The sequence below is a fragment of the Nocardia sp. CC213A genome, assembly GCF_030766805.1.
Taxonomy (GTDB): domain Bacteria; phylum Actinomycetota; class Actinomycetes; order Mycobacteriales; family Mycobacteriaceae; genus Nocardia; species Nocardia otitidiscaviarum.
Window position 1 is genome coordinate 172,776 of the sequence record NZ_JASFXA010000014.1, and the last position, 13,086, is coordinate 185,861.

At 69.6% G+C, this 13,086-nt stretch carries 12 protein-coding genes and 1 pseudogene; 6 read left to right on the forward strand and 7 right to left on the reverse strand.

Going from position 1 to position 13,086, the window contains the following annotated elements:
- Positions 1-18 precede the first annotated feature (18 nt).
- Positions 19-324, forward strand: coding sequence for a hypothetical protein (locus QJS31_RS24630; RefSeq protein ID WP_282782174.1), 306 nt, complete (start codon positions 19-21; stop codon positions 322-324).
- 234 nt (positions 325-558) lie between these two features.
- Here QJS31_RS24630 and QJS31_RS24635 read toward each other — a convergent pair whose 3' ends face one another.
- Together QJS31_RS24635 and QJS31_RS24640 are read right to left on the reverse strand one after the other, a co-directional pair.
- Entirely contained in the window at positions 559-1,902 is a 1,344-nt protein-coding gene (locus QJS31_RS24635; protein ID WP_282782173.1) for an oxygenase MpaB family protein, read from the reverse strand.
- Positions 1,903-1,905: 3 nt separating this feature from the next.
- The gene (locus QJS31_RS24640) at positions 1,906-2,925 is read right to left on the reverse strand and encodes an oxygenase MpaB family protein (protein WP_282782171.1); all 1,020 of its coding nucleotides are present in this window, start codon (positions 2,923-2,925) and stop codon (positions 1,906-1,908) included.
- 65 nt (positions 2,926-2,990) lie between these two features.
- On the opposite strand from QJS31_RS24640, the gene QJS31_RS24645 reads away from it, so the two are divergent.
- On the forward strand, positions 2,991-3,641 hold the full coding sequence (locus QJS31_RS24645; protein WP_306357808.1) for a TetR/AcrR family transcriptional regulator: 651 nt from the start codon (positions 2,991-2,993) through the stop codon (positions 3,639-3,641).
- Between the two features lie 152 nt (positions 3,642-3,793).
- Here the strand turns inward: QJS31_RS24645 and hpnE are convergent, their stop codons facing one another.
- Both hpnE and QJS31_RS24655 read right to left on the reverse strand, forming a co-directional pair.
- Entirely contained in the window at positions 3,794-5,164 is a 1,371-nt protein-coding gene (gene hpnE / locus QJS31_RS24650; RefSeq protein WP_282782167.1) for a hydroxysqualene dehydroxylase HpnE, read from the reverse strand.
- 125 nt (positions 5,165-5,289) lie between these two features.
- The gene (locus QJS31_RS24655) at positions 5,290-6,450 is read right to left on the reverse strand and encodes an acyl-CoA dehydrogenase family protein (protein WP_282782165.1); all 1,161 of its coding nucleotides are present in this window, start codon (positions 6,448-6,450) and stop codon (positions 5,290-5,292) included.
- A 133-nt stretch (positions 6,451-6,583) separates the two neighbouring features.
- On the opposite strand from QJS31_RS24655, the gene QJS31_RS24660 reads away from it, so the two are divergent.
- The 3 genes and pseudogenes from QJS31_RS24660 (at position 6,584) to QJS31_RS24670 (ending at position 8,312) form a co-directional block, all read left to right on the forward strand.
- Complete coding sequence (locus QJS31_RS24660) at positions 6,584-7,171, forward strand: TetR/AcrR family transcriptional regulator (protein ID WP_282782163.1); 588 nt, start codon at positions 6,584-6,586, stop codon at positions 7,169-7,171.
- Between the two features lie 494 nt (positions 7,172-7,665).
- A pseudogene (locus QJS31_RS24665) lies at positions 7,666-8,067 on the forward strand (hypothetical protein).
- Positions 8,064-8,312, forward strand: a complete 249-nt coding sequence (locus QJS31_RS24670; protein ID WP_372341631.1) for a hypothetical protein — start codon at positions 8,064-8,066, stop codon at positions 8,310-8,312. The pseudogene QJS31_RS24665 and the gene QJS31_RS24670 overlap by 4 nt, the downstream one beginning before the upstream one ends.
- Positions 8,313-8,368: 56 nt before the next feature.
- On the opposite strand, the gene QJS31_RS24675 is transcribed toward QJS31_RS24670, so the two are convergent.
- The 3 genes from QJS31_RS24675 to QJS31_RS24685 form a co-directional block, all read right to left on the reverse strand.
- Entirely contained in the window at positions 8,369-9,334 is a 966-nt protein-coding gene (locus QJS31_RS24675; RefSeq protein ID WP_306357809.1) for a DUF389 domain-containing protein, read from the reverse strand.
- A 9-nt stretch (positions 9,335-9,343) separates the two neighbouring features.
- Positions 9,344-9,550, reverse strand: coding sequence for a hypothetical protein (locus QJS31_RS24680; RefSeq protein ID WP_306357810.1), 207 nt, complete (start codon positions 9,548-9,550; stop codon positions 9,344-9,346).
- A 132-nt stretch (positions 9,551-9,682) separates the two neighbouring features.
- Complete coding sequence (locus tag QJS31_RS24685) at positions 9,683-12,301, reverse strand: LuxR C-terminal-related transcriptional regulator (RefSeq protein WP_306357811.1); 2,619 nt, start codon at positions 12,299-12,301, stop codon at positions 9,683-9,685.
- Positions 12,302-12,517: 216 nt separating this feature from the next.
- Between QJS31_RS24685 and QJS31_RS24690 the strand changes: the two genes are divergently transcribed.
- Positions 12,518-12,892: an SHOCT domain-containing protein gene (locus tag QJS31_RS24690; RefSeq protein ID WP_282783373.1), complete on the forward strand. Its 375-nt coding sequence runs from the start codon at positions 12,518-12,520 to the stop codon at positions 12,890-12,892.
- Positions 12,893-13,086: the final 194 nt, after the last annotated feature.

Consider the following 13,086-nt stretch of genomic DNA (forward strand, 5'->3'; position numbering starts at 1 on the left):
GGCGGGAACTCCCCGCACATGGTGAACGACGTCGAGAAGCGGTGGTCGGACCCGAAGATGTTCCGGCATGCGGCCTGGTACGTCGGCGGAGTGGTCGTACTCACCGCCCTCGCGGTCGCCGTGCTCGAGCTGGCGACCGACCCCTCGCGGGCGGTGATCGCGTTCGTACCGGGAGCGGTGCTGCTGGTGGGCGGCATCGTCGCCTTCGTACTCGCGTTCCGCGCCTGGCGGCGGCGCGGAGCGTGGCCGATCTGGCACGGGGCGGGCTGGTTCCTGTTCGTGCTCATGGTCGTCTACCTGGCCATCGCGAGCGGCACCGCCTAGCCGCGACCCGCAACATCGCCTGGCCGCAACACGCAGCACCACCAGGCGCAACGCACAACATCACCGCCGCGACGCGCAGCGCTACTCAGCAGCGACGCACGACATCGCCTGACCGCGACACTCAGCACCACCCAGCCGCAACACGCAGCCTTACCCAGGCGCAACGCACAACATCACCGCCGCGACACGCAACACCACCCAGCAGCGACGCGCGACATCACCTGACCGCGACGCTCAGCGCACCGGGCAGCGCACCGCCCCGTCGGCCGTGCCGTCGTGCTGGTCGTACGGGGTGCCGCGAATCCCGGCCCGCGCGGCGAGCACCCGCGCGACCCGGGTGTTCACATCCCACATGGGGTCGACGCGGTGCGAGCGGCGCAGCATCCGCCGCCGGGCTCCCGGCAGCCGGTCGTCGAGGGCACGCCAGCGCACCGCGGCGGTGGCGGCGACCCCGGTCAACTCCCGCCACGGGTGGATCGGCACCGAGCGCAGCGGGGTGTCCGCGAGCAGCGCCCGCACCAGGCCCGGGCTGCTGTAGTACGCGAGCAGGCCCACCAGCGGCGCGGTGGCCAGCGCCCGCGCCCGGTCGCCGACACCGCCGCCCTCGAACCGTCGGGTGGCCGCACCCGCCATGGTGGCGGTCCACTCCGGCGCGGTGCCCGCGGTCGCCACCATGAAGTCCGCCATCTCCATCCCTTCGCGCGCCGAGCGCGGAATCAGCTCCTCGGCGACCCCGAACACATACGCGATATAGGCCCAGTAATGCATGACCGCGTCGAGTTCCCTCGTCCCGCACCGCCGCCCGTGCACATGGTCGAAGCAGATGGGTGAGATGCCGAAGGTGACCGCCGCCCCCATGGTGGTGGCGTTGGAGATGGGGTTGCCGTGCAGCGCGAAATGCTCGTCCCCCCAGCGGCGGCGCAGCCCGGCGCGCACCTGGGCGTGCATGAGCCGCACCCGCACGGTGTCGGCGAAGACCGGCGACCAGCGGTCGAGCGCACCGGGCAGGGTGACGCTGCGGAACCAGTTCGCGGTCTCCAGATTGCGTCGATACGGGTCGTTGACGAAGCGTCCGGTGGCACCGGTGGCGGAGGCCACCTCCGCGCCGACGAAGGTGCCCATGAAGTCCTGCACCCCCATGGCCAGCTTCCCGGCCAGCGAGACATTGATCCAGCGGCGGCGACCGTACTCCCACAGGTCGGGATCGAACCAGTCCGGCGGATCGTCCAGGTGCGCGAAGAGATCCACCAATTCCGGCGGCGGATCGTCCAGGCTGTCGATACCGTGCGCGAGGGCCTGGTCGAGCAGCTCACGGCAGCGGGTGTTCCCGATCCGGGCGAAGGCACGCACCACCGCGTCCATGGGCTCGTCACCCTGCCACAGGTGGTCGGCCATGAGCCGGGTGCGCGGGGTGTCGACGGGGTCCGGCCGGACGTCGATCCACGGCCCGAGCATGGCGCGCCGCGGCCGATACCACAGCTCCGACGGCACCGCCCGGGGCGGCGGCGGACGCAGCGGCATGCCGGGCCGATAGTAGTAGTCGTAGGGATGCGGGCGGATATCGGTGGATGAGCGCATGTTTCAGTACCCCGTGAGCTGCCGGAAACGGATGGCCGCGGTGCTGCCGCGGTCGGCGTGGACCGGGCAGTAGTGTTTGGCCTCGCCGCGGTGTTCCGGTGCGGGCCACAGGATCTCGGGCGCTTCGGGCGGTGCCAGCCAGTCGGGCCGCTTACCCGCGACACGGCGGCGCCCGGCGCGAATGCGCGGGAAGAAGTACTTCATCTCGTCCGGGGTCACCCGGTTCATGGCCGAGAGGGCGGCGCACAACCGATCGAAGAGGAACTGGTCGCGGGCCGTCCAGGTGAATCCCATGGTGCGCCGGATGGGCGGATCGCACAGGCCGATGGTGACGAACTGGTAGAACCGCGCACCCGCGGGGCGGATCAGGCGCTCCCACAACGGTTTCGGAATCCGCCGCAGCACCGGGAACGGTGGTACGGGCGCGGTGTCGGCGAGGTGGTAGACCTCCCAGGCCGCCCGGGTGGCCTCCAGCCCGGTGCTGACCATCTCCTCCCAATAGCGCTGGAACTCCGGCCAGCTGCGCGGCACCACCCGCATGCTCATGCCGTACATCTCGTACCACTGATAGTGCTCGCGCCACAGCTGTTCGCGCTGGTCGGGGGTCAGCCCGCCCATGAACAGCTCGGCGGCGCGCAGGGTCTGTACGAAGAACACGGCGTGTGCCCAGTAGAAGGTGCCGGGATCGAGAGCGTGATAGCGCCGCCCCTGCCCGTCCACGCCCTTGATGTCGCGGTGGTAGCCGACGATCTCGCGGGCGGTGCCGCGGGCGCGCGGCCCGTCGAACACCACCCCGACGATGGGATAGGCCGAGCGCAGCACCCGCTGATAGAACTCGTCGGCGATCTCGGAGTGGAATTCCACTCCGGCGCCCAGGCCGGGATGCATGTTCTGCACCATGCCGAGGAACAGTCCGGAGGGCGCGAAGTACAGGGAGCCGAAGATCTTCCAGGTCAGCGAGTCCGGGCCGAGCGGTTCAGGCTCGGGACGCGGCTCGTGCTCCACCACATCGTGTAACACCATGCCCTACGCTGACACGAATAAACGCTCGCATTCAATTCGCGTCCAGCAGATGAGGCACAACCGTCATGCCACCGAGACGACAGCGACCCGCCACCCCCGCGCCACCGCGCAAGACACCCCGCCAGGAGCGCTCACGGGCCATGGTGCGCCGGATCGTGGACGCCGGGGAGGCGGTGCTCGTCGAACACGGCTACGACGGGGCGTCCACCAATCGGATCGCGGCGACGGCGGGGATCAGCCCCGGTTCGCTGTACCAGTACTTTCCCGACAAGGACGCCATTGTCTCGGCGGTGATCGAGCGCTATACCACCGCGGTGGCCGACCGGGTGCGCGCCCATGTCGTCAGCCAGTTGGCGGCACCGCCGGAGGTGGCGGTGCCGGAGGCGATCACCGTGCTGCTCGACGCCCTCGGCGATCATCCGGAACTGCTGCGGGCGGTGGTCGAGCAGACGCCGCGACTGACCACCGGCACCGCCGTGGTCGCCTTCGAACAGCAGATCGGCGAACTGGCGCGGGTGGCGCTCACCCTGCGGCGCGACCACGTGCCCGGCGATGTCGATTTCGACGCCGCCGCCTGGTTGCTGGTGCGCGCCGTGGAGCATCTCACCGTGCGCTATGTGCTCGACCGGCCGCCGATTCCCCGCGCCACCTTCCTCACCGAGATCACCCGCCTGGTGTTGAACTACTTCCGGCCGCGAGCAGAACGCGAGCGGTGATCAGGCCGCGCGGCGAGACCCGTGCGGTGGACCGGCCGCGCTACGGCCACTGGTTCGGTGAACCGACCACACCGCGACCACCGGTTCGGTGAACCGACCGCGCCCACGACCACCCTGCGGTGGACCGGCCACGCGGGCGACAGCCCCTCCGGTCACGCCACCGGCGCGGCGGCGGGCAGGGCGAGCAGCAGGTCGACGGCGCGGGCGGCGCTCTGGGCCGCGCTCTCCATGGTGGCGCTCCAGTCGGTGCGGGTCCAGTCCCCCGCCAGCACCAGAGAGGGCACCGAGGTGCGCTGGTCGGGTCGCAGGCCGTCGGTGCCGACCACCTGGGAGAAGGTCGCGCGCGGCATGGGCACCACCTGGGCGTGGCGCACTTCGGCGTTGCGCGCGGACGGATAGTAGCGGCGCAGCAGCGCCAGCTGCTCGGCCACCACCTCGTCGTGCGGTTTGTGGATCTGGTCGTACGCGCCGCTGGTGGTCAGGCAGTAGAGCCAGCCGTGCACGGTATCGCGCCCGTGCATGCGCTGGCGGTCGAACACCTCGTCGATGACGCCCGTGCCGCCGATGAGCGCCTCGAACTCCCCCTCGGTACCCAGCGGCCGATCCAGGTACAGATTGGTGCTGACAATCGGCGTGTACCCCAATTTGTCGGCGGCGGAATAGATTTCGTCGTGCTCGGGCAGTTCGTCCAACAGTCCGGCGATACCGGAGTTCGGCACCGCGCACACCACCGCGTCGGCGGGCACCTCGCCGCCGTCGGCCAGCAGCACGCCGGTGACCGCGCCGTCGCGAATGCCGATGCGCCGCACCACCGCCCGATACCGCACGTCCACACCGTATTTCGCGAACACCCGCCGCGCCCCGGTGACGAAGAGGGTGTCCAGATCGGTGGTGGGGTATCCGATGGTGACCGCCCGCCGCTGCCGCACGCCCAGCCGGATGCCGGTGGCCAGGACATCGGCGAACACCTTCGCCGACTCCTGCGCGACCGGTTCGGCGGCGATGCCGAGCGCCAGCCAGTCCCACAGCGCCTCCCGGGCGGTGGCGGGCATGCCGACCCGCTCGAACCACTGTGCGGTGGACAGGTCGGCGAGATCGGCGGGCTGGTTGAGGCATTCCCAGCCCAGCCGCGCGGTGGCGATTCCGGCGCGGATCCGGTCGGCCGGACCGGCATCCGGATGCGCGCCCAGGAAGGTGCGGATCGCACCCAAGCCCTTGGTGCGCATCACCGTCGCCCGGCCGCCGGGCCAGCGCAGCACCCCGCGGTGCGGGAACGCGACGTACTCCCGGGTGCCGACGCTGCTCAGATATCGGAACAGGTGCTCATATCCGCTGGCGATGACATGCTGCCCGTTGTCGGGTATGTCTCGCACCGGTGCGGCCTGGAGGGCGTGCGTGCGACCGCCCAGCCGTCCGCGCCGTTCCAGCAGCGTGACCCGCTTGCCCGCCTCCGCCAACCAGACCGCGGCGGCGAGCCCGGCGAGCCCGCCCCCGATCACCACATAGCGCCGCGGATCGTCCATGAGAGCTCCCGAACCAGAACCTGTTCCTACTCGGCTTCCGTTCGGGGACGTTACTCCGGACAAACCAAGCACCGCACGGTAATTCGCTCACCCGGGCGAGATCCCCGCCGGACGGCGCGCGGTGCTCACAGCGAGCGGGAGATGATCTCCTTCATGATCTCGCTGGTGCCGCCGTAGATGCGGTTGACGCGAGAACCGGTGTACATATTGGCGATCGGGTATTCCATCATGTAGCCGTAGCCGCCGAACAATTGCAGGCACTTGTCGACCACCTTGTCGGCGGTCTCGGCGGCGAAGAGCTTTGCCATGGAGGCCGTGGCCGGGTCGTTCTTGCCGTCGATGTACTGCGCGATGGCGTGGTCGACCATCGTCTTGATGGCCAGCGCCTCGGTCTTGGCCTCGGCGAGGGTGAAGGCGTTGTGCTGGAACTTGCCGATGGGGCGGCCGAACGCCTCCCGCTCGCGCGAGTACCGCAGCGCCTCCAGCACCGCGGCCTCGGCCAGCGCCGAGCAGATACTGGCGATGATGAGGCGTTCGCGGGCGAGCTGCTCCATGAGCTGGTAGAAACCCAGACCCTCCTGCGCGCCGAGCAGATTCGCCACCGGCACCCGCATATCGGAGAAGAACAGTTCGCGGGTGTCCTGAGCGTGCTGGCCCATCTTCTCCAGCACCCGGCCGCGCTCGAAACCGGGCAGATCCTTCGTCTCGGCGACGATGAGCGAGACACCTGCCGCACCCTGGCTCGGATCGGTCTTGGCCACGATCACCAGCAGATCGCAGTGGGTGCCGTTGGAGATGAAGGTCTTCGAGCCATTGACCACGTAGTGGTCCCCCTCGCGCACGGCGGTGGTGCGCACCGCCTGGAGGTCCGATCCGGTGCCCGGCTCGGTCATGGCGATGGCCAGCACCAGGTCACCGCTGATGATGCCGGGCAGCCACTTCGCGCGCTGCTCCGCGTTGCCGTACGTGTGGATGTAGTGCGACACGATCGGCGAGTGCACCGAGAAGCCGAACCCGTTGTCGTGTGCGTAGACCAGTTCCTCCTGCACGACCGCCTGGAGGCCGAAATCGCCGCCCGCACCGCCGAATTCCTCGGGCAGGTCGAGGCCGAGCAGACCCGCGTCCCCGGCCTTGTTCCAGAATTCGCGGTCCACCTGGTGTTCGCGGCTCCAGCGCTCGCGGTTGGGCACGATCTCCTTGCGGAAGAACTCCGCCGCGTGCTTGCGCAGTTCGCGATGCTGATCGGTTTCCCAGGTGGGGCGGTAGTCGGGGAAGAGTTCGGACATCGTTGTTCTCTCTACTTTCCGGTGGGCGGGACGTGCCTGCCGGGACAATACGTTTGTACTGCCCACATGTCCATCGTATCGGTCGCTATTACGCGACGTAGACTGCTCGGACTATCCGACGAACCGAGGGCAGATGCTGAATCCACGGGCCACCGCCGACGACCTCACCGCCAAGGCGCGCATCCGCAATGCCGCCATGGACCTGTTCGCCCAGTACGGCGAATCCCGGGTCTCCCTGCGCGCGGTCGCCGCCGAGGCCGGTGTCACCCTCGGGCTGGTGCAGCATCACTTCAAGACCAAGGCCGGGCTCATCGAGGCCGTGGACCAGCTGATCGTCGACTACTTCGCCGCCGCCGTCTCCTCGATCCCGCCCACCGGCACCACCGCCCAGGTCGCCACCGCCCGCGACGAGGCGGTCCGGCGAATGCTGCACGACAATCCCGCCGTGGTGAACTACGTGCGCCGCGCCGTCCTGGAACCCTCCGAAACCCAGCTGCGCCTGCTCGAATCGCTCGTCGCCCTGACCCGCCGCGAGATCACGGGCCTACGCGAGGCGGGCCTGGCCTCCACCACCCGCCGCGAACCCACCCAGATCGTCGAGGTCATGGTCCGCCAACTCGGCGAACTCCTGCTCGCCCCCATGATCGACGCCGTCTGGGAGCGCGTCGCGGGCCCCGCCGACACCGACCGCCCCCGCCTGACCATCACCGTCCGGGATTGACCGGAGTCGCGCTGTGCGACAACGGATGCCGAGTCACGACCAGAAGACGACCGCCGGCGGCTCCCAGGCGCCGTCGAGAATGGCCGGATCGGGCCGGTAGGCGCGCGGGTACAGCGTGACCTCGTCGTCGGGCGCGGACAACCGATCGGCGAACAGCTTCGGATCGGTTGGCGCGGCTCCGCCGACCGTGTAGGTCGGCGACCCGTCCCGGCCGTATTCGAGATCCTGATTCTTGGTGCCGAAGTCACTGTCGGATGCGCGAGCGCCGCGGTGTCGGACATGGGCGACTCCTGTCGATCGGTTCGGTGGCGGCGGTGTCCGGCGCGCCGGTCGTCGCGCACGCCGCTCGCCCCGGGCGGGTCGGTGCGCGGAGACCGCACGGACGCTACGCGGGCAGGGTGACGGCCCACCTCACCCGGATCGGATGATGTGCGGGCGCGGGCGGGGCGGCGACCATTGCGGCTGGTACGCATCAGCCTTCGGAAGGAGTCGACATGACCTCCCCGTCTCAGGAGCATCCGGTTCGGCAGGGGGTCGCCACGGTGACCTCGATCGGCGCGGGCGTTCTGTTGTTGACCGTCGGTACGGTGTCGCTGTTGCAGGGCATCGCGGCGGTGATCGACGACGAGATCTTCGTCGCGGGCGTCGAGTAAATCTATCGGATCGACACCACCTCGTGGGGGTGGATACACATCGTGCTGGGCGCGGTGCTCATGGTGTGCTCGGTGGGGCTCATGATGGGCACGGCGTGGGGGCGCGGGGCGGCCATCGGATTCGCGGCGCTGTCGATCGTGGCGAACTTTCTGTGGCTGCCGTACTACCCGTGGTGGTCGGCGCTGATCATCGCCCTGGACGTGGTGGTCATCTGGGCCGTGGCGACGTGGAAGCCGAGGTGAGCGACATCGTGGGCAGCGAGCCGAATTTCGTGAATCTCCTGGATTTCTCCGATGAGTCCGACTTCGACAATGCGCGACGCGGGTTGGTGGCCGAACTCGACCCACCGACCGTCACCGCCGCCGACGGGCGGGTGGTGTGGGATATCGGGTCCTACGGCTTCCTCGCCGAAGACTGCCCGCCCACGCGAATCCGAGTTTGTGGCGGCAGGGTCAGCTGTGCGATATCCAGGGGCTGTTCGAGGTGACGGCGGCGAGTACGCGGCACAGGGAGATCTCCGCTTCGCGGCCACCCTGCTCAATGCTAATCACCGACGCGGCTGCCGACGGTGTGCACGATCACCACCCGCGGGTTCCACGGCACCAGCCGATCGACCCGCCGTTGGAGTTCGCTCACCGGCGGCAGTTCGTCGGGGGCCAGCACCTGGATCGTCGCGGTGTCGCTCTGTAGGGACACCGCCGTGACCTGCGCGCCGTCCACGCCGGTGAGCCAGGCTCGCGCCGCGTTCGCGATACGGTCGGCCCACAGCGACGACAGCGAATTCACCACCATGGGCACGGCCACCAGGATCAGCGCGGCGGCGAGCACCGCGTAGGCGCGGCCGCGGCGGGTGGCCCCCACTCCGGCCTCGTGCGCGTATCCGGTCGCGACCAGCACCACGGTGGCGGTCACGATCATGGCCACCATATTGGAGGCGAACAGCACGAACGCGCCCAGCGCCAGACCCGGTGCGCGCGAACCGAGGCAGACCCCGACCACCCCGAGCGGCGGCACCAGCGAGATGGCGATCGCCACGCCCGGCAGCACATCGCCGACATCGCGCCGGATCATGGCGATCACGCCGACCAGGCCGGTGGCCAGGGCCGCGGTGAGATCCATGAGCTTGGGCGAAGTACGGCCCACCACTTGGGAATTGGCCAGCACATTGGTCGGATTGGGCAGCACCTGGGCGACCACGAAACCGATGGCGACCACCAGCAGCACCCCGGCGATCACCAGCAGCAGACTGCGGGCGACGAGCGCTCCCCGCCCGGTGGCGATGCCCAGCGCGACACCGAGGATCGGCAGCGACAGCGGCGCGACGATCATCGCGCCGATCACCGTGGCGGTGGAGTCGCCGACCACGCCCGACACCGCGATCACGCTCGACAACGTCAGCATGATCCAGAAGGCGGAGCGTTTGGGTCCGGTGTCACCGCTGCTCAGGTCGAGCCGGTCCACCAGCTCGTCCAGCGTCCGCCGTCGACTCTCCGGCGCCAGCACAGCCATGATCGCTCCTCAATCCGGTAGTTGCCGCATCTCCAGCAGCGTGAGTCCGAGATTGTCGATGCGGGCGAGGATTCCGCGCATCGCCGTGGGATCGGTGACCGCGCCGAACAGGGTCGTCGTGCCGTGCCGCCGCGGCGCGGCGGACAGGTCGGGGAAGGCGGCCAGCGCGCGCTCGGACAGTTCGCCGTCGAGCACGAACTGGTACCGGATCGGCATTGTCGGGGGCCTCCTCTCCGTGCCCGTCGCCGTCGACGCCCATCGTGACGGCGGACCGCCCACGCGTTTCGAGTCTGCGCTCGCCGCCGCCGGAGACACCTCATCCGCCGGGGGTGAACCGGGCGCGCCGATTCAGAGCAGGCCGCTGCGCCGGGCCTGGCTCAACACCGCGACCCGGGAATTGCTGCCGAGCTTGGCGTAGATGCCGCGCAGATGCGTCTTCACGGTATTGATCGAGACACCGAGATCGTCCGCAATCTGCTGGGTGGTCCGACCCGAGGGCAGCTGCCGCAGCACCTTCAGTTCGGTGCCGGTCAGACCCGGATGCGCGGCATGCCGGTGCACCAGGGGATGTCGGCGCAGGGTGGTGGCGTAGGCGTCCAGATGTCCGAAGCTGCCGTCGAATCGGTCGAGCAGGCCGAGTGCGCCGGGCACATCCAGGAAGGGACGGAGGACGCGTTCGGCGGCGGCGTGCCGCAGGGCATGTTCCAGCCCGTCGCGAGCCTTGCCGACGCTGCCCAGTTCGTCGTGCGCGACGGCGTACAGCAGCCACGCGGTGACCCGGTGCACCGGATGCACCGGCGTCGCCGCGTCGCACAGCGGATCGACCAGTTCGAGTACCGCGCGGGAGCGGTGCGCGGTGGCGGCCAGCGCCGCGCGGGCGATCCGGAGCTCCGGCCCCTCGCCCAGTACCGACCGCGCCTGTTCGACCACGAGCTGCGCCTCGTACGGCTCCCGCACCTGGAGCAGCGCCCACACCACGAAGGGCACCAGCCCGGCGCTGGTGGCCGGAACCGGATGGGCGTCGAGCACCCGCACCAGTCCGGTGCGCAGCAGTTCGGCGGCGGCGCTCTTGTCCTCGGCGGCGGCGAAGGACACCAGCGTGCCGATCAGATGGGCGTGCCAGCCGCCGTTCGCGCCCACCGACCCGTCCACCAGGCTGTGTTCGGCGAGCGTGCGCGTCACGTAGTCGATATCGAGGGCGTCGCCCTGCACGTAGGCTCCCAACGCGGCCAGCGCCGTCGCCTGCGCGGCCTCCGGAGCCGCCAGCAGATGGTGTTCGCGCGCCACGTCCAGCGCGTGCTCGGCGCGGCGGCGCATGGTGGTGAGCGCGCCCGCGAGACCGGCCGATACCGCGAGTCGGGTCAGCGCCCGCACCCGCAGCTGCGGATAGGCGTTCACCTCGGCGGCGGCCAGGCCCCGGCGCAGCCGCTCCTCCCCCTCCACCGGATCGCCGAGTACGAGCAGCGCGGTACCGGTTTCGATGGCGGCGTAGCAATCCAGATCGGGATATCCGGTGCCGGGCGGCAACTCCGCCCAGCCGTCCTCGACCGAGATTCCGGCCGCGACCGCCAGCTCCGCGGTGACGGCGGCGGTCAGCGCGGTGCGCATATCGGCGGTGGCGAAGGATTCACGGGCGGCGCGGCGAGCCCGGCAGGCGTCGAAATGCGCACGCGCACCGGGGATGTCGCCCTGCACCAAGGCGTCGACCACGCGGAGCAGCAGCAGGTACGGATCCTCCGACAGGGCCGGATCGGCCGCCGCCAAGGCGTCGAACAGCGCCGCGCCCTGCCCGGAGATGGTCAGACCGAGCGCATGCTCACCCAGGAAGGCCAACAGCGGCCAGCGCGGCAGGCCGAGCACATGCGGCAGCGCCGCCGCCGGTTCGCCGATCGACTGCAAATGCAGCGAGGTGCGCAGCCGCAGCTCCTCGGCGAGCTGCGGGCCGAGACGGTTGAGTTCGGCCAGGAAGTAGGCGCGCAGCAGCGGGTGGTAGGTGAACCACTCCCGGTCCTTGCGGACCACGGAGGTGAGCGGATAGTTCAACCGCTCCAGCTCGTGCAGCCAGTGTCCGGCCCCGCCGCCGATCAGATCGTCGGCCAGCTGTTCGGTGAACTCGGCCGGGACGCTGGTGTGGGTGAGGAACAGCCGCAGGCCGGGCGAGAGGGTGTCGATGAGCTCCCCGGCGAGCAGATCGGAGATCGAGGCCGGGAGCCGGGCGAGTGCGGTGAGCGCGGCCGCGGCGTCCTCGGTGCGGGTGGACAGGAAGATGGCGGCCATCCGCACCAGCGCGGCCCAGCCGCGGGTGAGTTCCATCAGCAGCGCGATGTCGTCGTCCGCGAGTTCGCAGCCCTGGTCGCGGCACACCCGCGCCACCTCGCCCGGCGCGAAGGCGAGCCGGTCGGCCCCCCATCGCCGCAACCGCGAACTCAGTTCGAGCAGATGCCAGCGGATGGGCGGTTCGTAGCGGCCGGAGACGACGACCGTGACGGTCGGCGGCACGGACAGCAGGAAGTGCTCGAGTCCGGCCAGGATGAGCGGATCGGTGATCAGGTGGGCGTCGTCGATGACCAGCAGGGTCGGCCGGGGGTCACCGGCCAGCGCGTCCGCGAGTTGTGCGGCGTCGGCGAGTGGTGTGGTCAGCGGATCGGGCCCGGACGCGGCGACGCCGAGGCGGGCGCGCAGGCGCTGCCACAGCTGTCCGGCGGGGGCGTGCTCCTCCACGCGCAGCCACACCACTCGGTCGCGGCCGCGGTCTTCCGCCCACTGCACCAGCAGTACGGTTTTGCCGCTGCCCACGGGTGAGCACAGCAGCAGCACGACCCCCTCGGGCGTCTCGGCCAGGGCGGTCAATTCCGCGAGCAACCCGCCGCGGGGTATGGGCGTGAACGCCAGATGGGGAATTCCCGCCTCGGCGGATATCGAATTGCCGTCCGATCCAGCAAAGTCGAGGCCGTGCGCAGCAGTCATCGCGCCTCCCGAAGCGTACCGACAGCCTGTGGGTCACCGTGCTCTGCTCGCGGAGTTTAGTGGACGGATCTCCTCGATTCGGGAACCGAGATGATCTTGTTGCGTCTTTCACCATCCTTCATCCGAATGAGGTGATGCCCGCCCGGGGAGCTCGACATAGCGTGGCGGCAGTCGTCCTGCCGAGACGACGTCCGTCCTAGCCAACCGAGGTGCGAAATGTCGTTCTGGGAAGTGCTCTGGCTGATTATCGTGAGCTTCGCGTTCATCGCCTATCTGCTGCTGCTGTTCTACATCATCGGCGATCTTTTCCGTGACAAGGAAACCTCCGGTTGGGTGAAGGCGGTCTGGATCGTCTTCCTCATCTTCCTGCCGCTGATCACCTCGCTCGTCTATCTGATCGCGCGCGGCGGCGGAATGCAGGAACGGTCGGCCGCCAAGGCGAAGCAATGGCAGACGGCCGAGCAGGACTACATCAGGAAAACCGCCGGAACCAATCCGGCCGCCCAGATCGCCGACGCCAAACAACTGCTGGCCGACGGCACCATCACCCAACAGGAATTCGAGCAGTTGAAGGCGAAAGCGCTGTCCTGAACGATTATTCGTCCAGCCACAGCGAGCCCTGTTCCGCCAGTGGAGCCGCGTGCGGCTGCGACGCACGATAGACCAGCAGCAGCACACCCAGCCCGATCTTGCCCCAGGCCGATGCGGTGAACGACGCGCAGCAGGCCGCCGAAGATCCGGCGCACGCCGGGCCGCCGACCGCCGACGCGCAGCCCGTGCCGATG

Coding starts and splice junctions, on each gene's coding strand:
- QJS31_RS24630 (WP_282782174.1), top strand. CDS start 19: ATGGTGAACGACGTCGAGAAGCGGTGGTCGGACCCGAAGATGTTCCGG.
- QJS31_RS24635 (WP_282782173.1), bottom strand. CDS start 1,902: ATGCGCTCATCCACCGATATCCGCCCGCATCCCTACGACTACTACTAT.
- QJS31_RS24640 (WP_282782171.1), bottom strand. CDS start 2,925: ATGGTGTTACACGATGTGGTGGAGCACGAGCCGCGTCCCGAGCCTGAA.
- QJS31_RS24645 (WP_306357808.1), top strand. CDS start 2,991: ATGCCACCGAGACGACAGCGACCCGCCACCCCCGCGCCACCGCGCAAG.
- hpnE (WP_282782167.1), bottom strand. CDS start 5,164: ATGGACGATCCGCGGCGCTATGTGGTGATCGGGGGCGGGCTCGCCGGG.
- QJS31_RS24655 (WP_282782165.1), bottom strand. CDS start 6,450: ATGTCCGAACTCTTCCCCGACTACCGCCCCACCTGGGAAACCGATCAG.
- QJS31_RS24660 (WP_282782163.1), top strand. CDS start 6,584: ATGCTGAATCCACGGGCCACCGCCGACGACCTCACCGCCAAGGCGCGC.
- QJS31_RS24675 (WP_306357809.1), bottom strand. CDS start 9,334: ATGGCTGTGCTGGCGCCGGAGAGTCGACGGCGGACGCTGGACGAGCTG.
- QJS31_RS24680 (WP_306357810.1), bottom strand. CDS start 9,550: ATGCCGATCCGGTACCAGTTCGTGCTCGACGGCGAACTGTCCGAGCGC.
- QJS31_RS24685 (WP_306357811.1), bottom strand. CDS start 12,301: ATGACTGCTGCGCACGGCCTCGACTTTGCTGGATCGGACGGCAATTCG.
- QJS31_RS24690 (WP_282783373.1), top strand. CDS start 12,518: ATGTCGTTCTGGGAAGTGCTCTGGCTGATTATCGTGAGCTTCGCGTTC.